Source organism: Streptococcus pseudopneumoniae IS7493 (assembly GCF_000221985.1).
GTDB lineage: Bacteria > Bacillota > Bacilli > Lactobacillales > Streptococcaceae > Streptococcus > Streptococcus pseudopneumoniae.
The window spans coordinates 2,181,795-2,190,731 of the sequence record NC_015875.1 but is presented as its reverse complement, the minus strand read 5'-3'; the positions used below and the strand labels follow the sequence as shown (position 1 = coordinate 2,190,731).

Annotated in this window: 8 protein-coding genes and 3 tRNA genes; 8 read left to right on the top strand and 3 right to left on the bottom strand. The window is 34.4% G+C overall.

Annotated features, from left to right (window positions below; genetic code table 11):
• Nucleotides 1-212 precede the first annotated feature (212 nt).
• The gene (locus SPPN_RS11315; RefSeq protein WP_000410378.1) at nucleotides 213-971 is read right to left on the bottom strand and encodes a ParB/RepB/Spo0J family partition protein; all 759 of its coding nucleotides are present in this window, start codon (nucleotides 969-971) and stop codon (nucleotides 213-215) included.
• Between the two features lie 57 nt (nucleotides 972-1,028).
• Complete coding sequence (gene htrA, locus SPPN_RS11310; protein ID WP_000681604.1) at nucleotides 1,029-2,210, bottom strand: serine protease HtrA; 1,182 nt, start codon at nucleotides 2,208-2,210, stop codon at nucleotides 1,029-1,031.
• A gap of 182 nt (nucleotides 2,211-2,392) precedes the next feature.
• Here htrA and rlmH point away from each other — a divergent pair, with 182 nt between their 5' ends.
• The 7 genes from rlmH (at nucleotide 2,393) to SPPN_RS11275 (ending at nucleotide 5,573) form a co-directional block, all read left to right on the top strand.
• Nucleotides 2,393-2,872 carry a 23S rRNA (pseudouridine(1915)-N(3))-methyltransferase RlmH gene (gene rlmH / locus SPPN_RS11305; protein WP_000695932.1) on the top strand — a complete coding sequence of 160 codons (480 nt, stop codon included), beginning with the start codon at nucleotides 2,393-2,395 and terminating at the stop codon, nucleotides 2,870-2,872.
• Between the two features lie 40 nt (nucleotides 2,873-2,912).
• Nucleotides 2,913-2,986: transfer RNA gene (locus tag SPPN_RS11300), tRNA-Arg, on the top strand.
• Between the two features lie 164 nt (nucleotides 2,987-3,150).
• On the top strand, nucleotides 3,151-3,276 hold the full coding sequence (gene comC / locus SPPN_RS11295) for a competence-stimulating peptide ComC (RefSeq protein WP_000799687.1): 126 nt from the start codon (nucleotides 3,151-3,153) through the stop codon (nucleotides 3,274-3,276).
• A 20-nt stretch (nucleotides 3,277-3,296) separates the two neighbouring features.
• Nucleotides 3,297-4,622, top strand: coding sequence for a competence system sensor histidine kinase ComD (gene comD, locus SPPN_RS11290; protein WP_001048117.1), 1,326 nt, complete (start codon nucleotides 3,297-3,299; stop codon nucleotides 4,620-4,622).
• Nucleotides 4,619-5,371: a competence system response regulator transcription factor ComE gene (gene comE, locus SPPN_RS11285; protein ID WP_000866065.1), complete on the top strand. Its 753-nt coding sequence runs from the start codon at nucleotides 4,619-4,621 to the stop codon at nucleotides 5,369-5,371. The genes comD and comE overlap by 4 nt, the downstream gene beginning before the upstream one ends.
• A gap of 51 nt (nucleotides 5,372-5,422) precedes the next feature.
• Nucleotides 5,423-5,494, top strand: a tRNA-Glu gene (locus SPPN_RS11280).
• A 5-nt stretch (nucleotides 5,495-5,499) separates the two neighbouring features.
• A tRNA-Asn gene (locus tag SPPN_RS11275) sits at nucleotides 5,500-5,573 on the top strand.
• Between the two features lie 40 nt (nucleotides 5,574-5,613).
• On the opposite strand, the gene SPPN_RS11270 is transcribed toward SPPN_RS11275, so the two are convergent.
• Nucleotides 5,614-6,156 (bottom strand): TetR/AcrR family transcriptional regulator, encoded by a 543-nt coding sequence (locus tag SPPN_RS11270; protein WP_001158278.1) that lies wholly within the window; start codon nucleotides 6,154-6,156, stop codon nucleotides 5,614-5,616.
• 127 nt (nucleotides 6,157-6,283) lie between these two features.
• Between SPPN_RS11270 and SPPN_RS11265 the strand changes: the two genes are divergently transcribed.
• Nucleotides 6,284-8,926 carry a YhgE/Pip domain-containing protein gene (locus tag SPPN_RS11265; protein WP_000472063.1) on the top strand — a complete coding sequence of 881 codons (2,643 nt, stop codon included), beginning with the start codon at nucleotides 6,284-6,286 and terminating at the stop codon, nucleotides 8,924-8,926.
• Nucleotides 8,927-8,937: the final 11 nt, after the last annotated feature.

Sequence of the window (8,937 nt, the reverse complement as noted above, 5' to 3'; positions counted from 1 at the left end):
TCCTTTCTCCTCCTTTACTATTTAAAAGTTTAATACTAGACCTATTTTACCATAGATAGCAAGAATTTTCCACAAGCTGTGAAAAATAATCCACAATGTTACCAAACTTTATCCACAGGTTGGGGATAAAAGAAGAAATTATTGATTTATTAAGCTTTTTATCGAAAAACATAGTGGATAACCTTGTGAGATAAAAAAATAAAAGAACAGCCTTATTTCAGGCTGTTGATAATTCTACTATATTCTTCTTGATTTGAAAAAGAAATAATGATTTTTCCACTGTCTTTTTTAGATAGTTTAATTTCTACATCTAATCCGAGTAGTTTTCTTAACTGTTTTTCTTCATTTTGTATGAAATGATTCGTTTTTTGCTGTTTCTTTTGTTTTTTCTCTGTCAGAAGAGCTTCTAACTTCCTTACAGAAATATCTTCTTCTATAATCCGTTGAAAGAAATAGTCTTGTTGTTCCTTATTTAACCCAACTAGGGAACGCGCATGGGCTTGTGATAGTTTGCCATTTTCTACTTCTGAGAGAATCTGTTCTGGCAAGGAAAGTAAACGAATGGAGTTGCTGATATATGGACGAGACTTGCCCATTTTATCTGCAATTTCAGCATGGGTGAATCCTTTCTCTACGAGAGATTCATAGGCGCGTGCTTCTTCTATTGGGTTTAAATTTTCTCTCTGTAAATTTTCAATAATGGACTGAACCATCATCTCTTGGTCTGAAATCTGTTTAACAACAGCTGGGATAGACCGTAGACCAGCTAAAAGTGAAGCCCGATAGCGTCTCTCTCCTGCAAGGATTTCATAACCAATAACAGGAGATTGACGAACAATAATCGGTTGAATGACCCCATTTTCTTTGATAGACTGTGCTAGTTCATCTAGTTTTTCTCTATCAAATTCTTTTCGGGGTTGATAGGGATTTTTTTGTATATCTGTGATAGAAATCATTTCAAATTTTTCCATGATTCTACACTAACACATCTTTTCTCTTATGTAAAGCTTTCTTTACATAGATGTCAATTAAGATTCTAAATCACCTGAACTCTTGTCAAGTTTAATAGATGTAGTTTCTTCTTTACCGTTGCGATAGTAAGTGATCTTAATGGTGTCTCCGATAGAATGATTGTAAAGAGCACTTTGTAAGTCTGTTGATGAAGCAATCTCTTTGTCATCTACTTTTGTAATTACATCGTATTTTTCAAGGTGACCATTGGCAGGCATATTACTTTGTATCGAACGAACAACTACACCAGATGTAACATTACTTGGAATATTGAGTCTTCTGATGTCGCTTGTACTCACATTAGATAAATTAACCATCTGGATTCCCAAAGCTGGACGCGTCACTTTTCCGTTTTTTTCTAACTGTTCAATAATATTGATAGCATCATTTGCAGGGATTGCAAAACCAAGACCTTCTACAGATGTTCCTCCATTTGTGGCAATTTTACTTGAGGTAATTCCGATAACCTGTCCTTGGATATTGATCAGTGGGCCACCAGAGTTACCTGGATTAATAGCAGTATCAGTTTGGATGGCTTTTGTAGAAATGGCTTGTCCATCTTCAGATTTTAAAGATACATTTCGATTAAGACTAGATACGATACCTTGAGTGACAGTATTTGCATATTCAGAACCTAACGGACTACCAATGGCAATAGCAGTTTCTCCTACGGTTAACTTGCTAGAATCACCAAACTCAGCTACTGTTGTCACTTTTTCTGAAGAGATTTTGACGACAGCAATATCAGAGAAAGTATCCGCTCCGACAATTTCTCCAGGTACTTTAGTCCCATCTGATAATCGAATATCTACTTTGCTAGCGCCATTTATAACGTGATTGTTGGTGACGATGTAAGCTTCTTTATCATTCTTTTTATAAATAACGCCAGATCCCTCACTAGAGATTTGCTGAGAATCTGTATCAGTCTCATCATTGCCAAATACGCTATTTTGTCTATTTGCTGAATAAGTAATAACGGATACAACGGCATCTTTTACTTTATTAACAGCCTGTGTTGTTGAATTTTCGTTCTTATAGGCAGTTTGTGTAATAGTACTATTGTTGTTAGAGTTGTTTACACTACTTTTTTGAGTTAGTTGAGTTATTGAAAAACTACCCAAGGCTCCACTAAAAAAGCTAATGACGATAACGACTAATAATTGAAACCATTTTTTGTAAAATGTTTTTAGATGTTTCATATTTGCCTCCATATGTTTGAATTACTGAAAGTATAAACTGACTAGCTTAATTATAACTTAAACACAAAAGTTTTACACAAACTGTGGATAACTCTTTTGAAGCTGTGATTTTCTTAATTGAAATCTATTTTTTATTTTGTGAATAAGATGTGAAAAAATAGAGAATATGTTAGAATAGAGTCATGAAAATTAAAGTTGTAACAGTTGGGAAACTGAAAGAAAAGTATTTAAAAGATGGTATCGCAGAGTATTCAAAACGAATTTCTAGATTTGCTAAGTTTGAAATGATTGAGTTATCAGATGAAAAAACACCAGATAAGGCCAGTGAATCAGAAAATCAAAAGATTTTAGAAATAGAAGGTCAGAGAATTTTATCAAAAGTTGCTGACCGTGATTTTGTTATTGCATTAGCTATTGAAGGGAAAATGTTCTCTTCAGAAGAATTTAGTAAGCAGTTAGAAGAAGCTTCTATAAAAGGATTTTCTACTCTTACCTTTATTATTGGGGGAAGTTTAGGATTGTCATCAGCTGTAAAAAATAGAGCCAATCTTTCTGTCAGTTTTGGTCGCCTAACCTTGCCCCATCAGTTAATGAGACTAGTTCTTGTTGAACAAATCTATCGCGCTTTTACGATTCAGCAGGGATCACCCTATCATAAATAAATTGACTTTTAATTGAATTTTTGGTAGAATAATTGTGTTAGGTCTCATAGCTCAGCTGGATAGAGCATTCGCCTTCTAAGCGAACGGTCGCAGGTTCGAATCCTGCTGGGATCAATATAATAGCAAAGCTGGGAATTTTCCCGGCTTTTTTCTTAAAAAAGTACACTTTGGGAGAAAAAAATGACAGTTGAGAGAATTTTATCTAAAACGAAATTCCATTTTGTATAATGGTTTTTGTAAGTTAGCTTACAAGAAAAAACATTTTAGGAGATTTTATTATGAAAAACACAGTTAAATTGGAACAGTTTGTAGCCTTGAAGGAAAAAGACTTGCAAAAGATTAAAGGTGGGGAAATGAGACTTCCAAAAATCCTCCGTGATTTTATTTTCCCAAGAAAAAAGTAATAAAATAAGGGGAAAGAGTAATGAATTTATTTGGATTTGGGACAGTTATTGGTCATTTTTTAATTATTAGTCACAGTTACCGTTTAATTTGTAAAGGTCAAATAAAATCAAAGGAACTATATTTTTTTGGTCTCTATACATTACTAGTAGAAGCAGTACTTGAACTTTCCTTTTATCTTCTATATTTAGATGAAATAGTGATTGAAAGATTTTTATTTCCTTTGGGCCTATATTCCTATTTTCGATGGATTAAACAGTATGAGAGGGATAGAGGACTATTCCTAAGTTTACTACTATCTCTTTTATATGAGAGCACTCATAACTTTCTGTCCGTAACTTTCTCTTCTATAACAGGAGACAATTTTGTTTCACAATATCATGCCCCATTCTTTTTCGTTGTAACGGTGTTGACCTATTTTGTTGTCTTAAAAATCATTCATTATTTCCATTTGGAACTAGCCTATTTTGACAAAGACTACCTCTATCCTTTCTTGAAAAAAGTATTTTTTGCCTTACTACTGCTCCATATTGTATCTTTCGTTTCAGATATGGTAAGTACGGTTAAACATTTGAATAGTTTTGGAAGTATTTTGTCATCTATTGTTTTTATCTCGTTACTTTTGACCTTCTTTGCAATGAATTCGCATAAAGAACAAATGGAAAAAGAGATTGCTTTGAAGCAGAAGAAATTTGAACAGAAACATTTACAAAACTATACAGACGAAATTGTCGGACTGTATAATGAAATCCGTGGTTTTCGACATGACTATGCTGGAATGCTTGTCAGCATGCAGATGGCAATTGACAGTGGTGATTTACAAGAAATTGACAGAGTTTACAATGAAGTTTTGGTCAAAGCTAATCACAAACTGCGTTCAGATAAGTACACTTACTTTGATTTGAACAACATAGAAGATTCAGCTTTACGAAGTTTGGTTGCTCAGTCCATTGTCTATGCTCGAAATAATGGTGTAGAGTTTACACTGGAAGTAAAAGATACGATTACCAAGCTCCCAATTGAACTATTGGATTTGGTTCGTATTATGAGTGTTTTATTGAACAATGCTGTCGAAGGATCGGCTGATAGTTATAAAAAGCAGATGGAAGTAGCAGTTATTAAGATGGAAACTGAAACAGTGATTGTGATTCAGAATTCATGTAAAATGACGATGACTCCTTCAGGAAATCTATTTGCCTTAGGATTCTCCACTAAGGGAAGAAATCGCGGAGTCGGATTAAATAATGTGAAGGAACTACTAGATAAGTACAACAATATTATTTTAGAAACAGAGATGGAAGGCAGTACATTTAGACAAATCATTAGATGTAAGAGGGAATTTGAATGAAAGTTTTAATTTTAGAAGATGTTATTGAACATCAAGTGAGACTAGAGAGAATATTGGATGAAATTTCGAAAGAATCGAATATTCCAATATCATACAAGACAACGGGAAAAGTCCGTGAATTTGAAGAATACATTGAAAACGATGAAGTAAATCAGCTTTATTTCCTAGATATTGATATTCATGGAATTGAGAAAAAGGGATTTGAAGTGGCTCAGCTCATTCGTCATTACAATCCTTACGCTATTATCGTCTTTATCACCAGTCGATCAGAGTTTGCGACTCTAACCTATAAATACCAGGTATCAGCCCTAGATTTTGTTGATAAGGATATCAACGATGAGATGTTTAAGAAGAGAATTGAGCAAAATATCTTTTACACGAAGAGTATGTTACTTGAAAATGAAGATGTGGTGGATTATTTTGACTACAATTACAAGGGAAATGATTTAAAAATCCCTTACCATGATATTTTGTATATTGAAACGACAGGAGTCTCTCATAAATTACGTATTATTGGTAAGAATTTTGCCAAAGAGTTTTACGGTACTATGACAGATATTCAGGAAAAGGACAAACATACTCAGCGATTTTATTCTCCTCATAAGTCATTTTTGGTAAATATAGGCAATATTAGAGAGATTGATCGAAAAAATCTAGAAATTGTTTTCTATGAAGATCATCGTTGTCCTATTTCAAGATTAAAAATTAGAAAATTAAAAGATATTTTAGAGAAAAAATCTCAGAAGTGATTGACAATTAGCAAGAAATTGATATAATGGTTATATCTGCTACAGATAGAAGGTCCGTTGGTCAAGGGGTTAAGACACCGCCTTTTCACGGCGGTAACACGGGTTCGAATCCCGTACGGACTATTTTATCCGCCATAGCTCAGTTGGTAGTAGCGCATGACTGTTAATCATGATGTCGTAGGTTCGAGTCCTACTGGCGGAGTATAGATAAAAGGGAACACAGCTGTGTTCCTCTTTTTGTATCAATTTGTATCACCAAGCATTTTCATAAGGAAGTTTGTTATTTCTTGAGAACTTTCTTTTTTTCCATGTGCAATCCAAGTTTGGCAGACACCAAAAAGTGCATGAGTTAGATAGATGCTACTATATTCTAATTCAGTGGTATTTAGATTCAGTTGCATAAATCGCTTTTGTAAATCTGTACTGAGCATGATATGAAGTTTATTTCGTAAGAAATTTTGGATTTCTTTAGTCCCATTTTCAGAAAGAAGGGCAGCCAGAAGTGGTTCTGACTCTAGATATTCAAAAACTTCTAAAATAGCGTCTCTTTTGTGATGAGCATGTTTTTGAAAAATATATTCAAATGTATGAAATAGCTTGCTTTGATAGTGCTCAATCATATCATACTTATCCTTATAGTGCGTATAGAAGCTGGAACGGCTAATTCTGGATTTTTCTGCTAACTTGACAGTAGAAATTTGATCAAATGGCTGTTCCATTAGTAATTGTACCATAGCATTTTCAATAGTTCGCTTTGTTTTTAAGCGTTTGTTACTTTCTTGCATATTTCCTCCTTGTAAACAAATTAGACTATATGTCTAAAAATGGATTTTTTATCTTGTAATTTAGATTTTTTAATGTATAATCTATTATATCAAAATTTTAGACAATATGTTTAAAAAAGGAGAAACTATGTTTAAAGAATGGAAAGCAATTTTTAAAAAACCAACCTTTATTATTGTCATGATAGGGATTTCTCTTATTCCAGCTCTGTACAATATCATATTTTTGTCATCAATGTGGGATCCATATGGTCAAGTGTCTGACTTACCTGTGGCAGTTGTCAATAATGATAAAGAGGCTTCCTATAATGATAATACTATGGCAATAGGAAAAGACATGGTGTCCAATTTAAAAGAAAATAAAACCTTGGATTTTCATTTCGTGGATGAAGATGAAGGAAAGAAGGGATTGGAAGATGGCGATTACTATATGGTAGTGACTTTACCAAGTGATTTATCTGAAAAAGCAGCTTCTATTTTAACGGATCATCCAGAGCAAATGCAAATTGATTATCAGACTTCAAGTGGTCATAGCTTTATTGCCAGCAAGATGAGTGATTCTGCTATGACACAATTAAAGCAGAATGTTTCTACCAATGTAACCAAGACCTATACTAAAGCTTTATTTAACAAAATGGTCGATTTAAAGGATGGCATGAGTCAAGCAGTTTCTGGTATTGAAAAATTAACTGATGGAGCGAATCAGTTAGTGGCAGGAAGTCAAACATTAACTACTAACCTACACTCTTTAGCAGCTTCAAGTTTAACATTTTCAAATGGAACGGAGCAGTTTACTAAAGGATTATCCTCTTATGTCTCTGGTGTTGAACAACTTCATCTTGGCTTAGGGAATTTTAATAGTGGTTTAGTTACATATACTGGTGCAGTGAGTCAATTAGATAGCGGATTAGGTCAATTATCTTCTAAAAGTCCTGAATTAGTAGGAGGAATCAATCAGTTATATTCTGGTGTAGAATCCTATACTGGCGGTGTTTCTCAGCTTAATGCTGGTCTTAATCAATTTTCATCTGGTGTTAGTGCCTACACCAATGGAGTGGGAAGTCTTGCAACAGGTGCTAATCAGTTATCTAATCAATCAGCTACACTTCGAATAGGGGTGGAGCAATTAAGTGAAGGGATTCAACAACTTTCTAGCAAGTTAGATGCTTCGTCTGGGAAAAAAGATCAAATTAATCAATTATCTTCTGGTCTGAATCAGTTAAATCAAGCCATTCAAAATATTGATGTTGGAGATACAAAACAATTAGATTCTGTTTTATCAAGTATAGTATCTCTTTCTAATCAAATGTTAGCAAGTGCTCAGTCTGCTAAAGCGACTACATTAGCCAATATTCAATCGACAGCAGCTTATCAATCTTTGACAAGTGAGCAACAAGCTGAAATAAGTGCTTCTGTATCTCAAAATTCGACTGATAGTATTCAATCAGCACAGTCAATTGTAGCTGTAGTTAAAGGTTTACAGGGAAGTTTAGAAAACTTACAAAATCAATCTTCTAATCTTGCGACTTTAAAAAATCAAGCTAATCAAGTATTACCTATTGCTTCTACTTCTTTGACAAGATTGTCAAGTGGATTAACAGAGATACAAGGAGCTGTTACTAGCAAATTAGTTCCTGATAGTCAGTCGATTGCATCAGGTGTAAACGCATATACTACAGGTGTTGATAAAGTTTCTCAGGGAGCAAGTAAACTAAGTGAAAAAAATGCCACCTTGACAGGTAGTTTGGATCAACTAGTTTCAGGCTCAAACACCTTGACACAAAAATCTTCTAGCTTGACAGCAGGAGTTAGTCAATTAGTTGAAAAAACTCCAGAATTAGTATCTGGTATTGAAAAATTATCAACTGGCTCTAACCAATTGAATCAAAAGAGTCAAGAATTGATAGCAGGAGTTGATAAATTGCAGTCAGGATCTAGCCGACTAGCTGACAAATCCAGTCAGTTACTTTCAGGTGCTTCTCAATTAGAAAGTGGAGCTAATAAATTGGCAGATGGAGCTGGGAAATTAGCAGAAGGTGGAACAAAGTTAACTTCTGGATTGGAAGGTTTACAGACAGGAGTTGCTTCTTTAGGACAAGGACTAAGTAATGCTAGTGATCAACTCAAATCAGCATCTACGGAATCTCAAAATGCAGATATTTTGTCAAATCCACTCAATCTTTCCAAAACAGACAATGACCAAGTTCCTGTAAATGGAATTGCAATGGCTCCTTATATGATATCAGTTGCTCTCTTTGTTGCAGCAATATCAACGAATATGATCTTTGCGAAGCTGCCTTCAGGACGTCATCCAGAGAGCCGTTGGGCTTGGTTGAAATCTCGGGCTGAAATAAATGGTATTATAGCTGTTTTGGCAGGAATTTTGGTATATGGAGGAGTTCATCTTATTGGTCTAACGGCTAATCATGAGATGAGAACATTTATTCTCATTATCCTAACAAGTTTAGTATTCATGTCCATGGTGACCGCATTAACAACATGGAATAGCCGTATAGGAGCTTTCTTCTCACTTATTTTGCTTTTATTACAGTTAGCATCAAGTGCCGGTACTTATCCACTTGCCTTGACAAATGATTTCTTTAGAACTATTAGTCCTTGGTTACCAATGAGTTATTCAGTTTCGGGATTACGACAAACAATCTCTATGACAGGAAATATTCATCAGCAAGTCATTTTCCTAGATGCCATACTAGCTCTATTTACTGGTTTAGGTATGCTAGCCTATCAACCTAAGAAAATGGAAGAAGATTAAAAAAATCGACC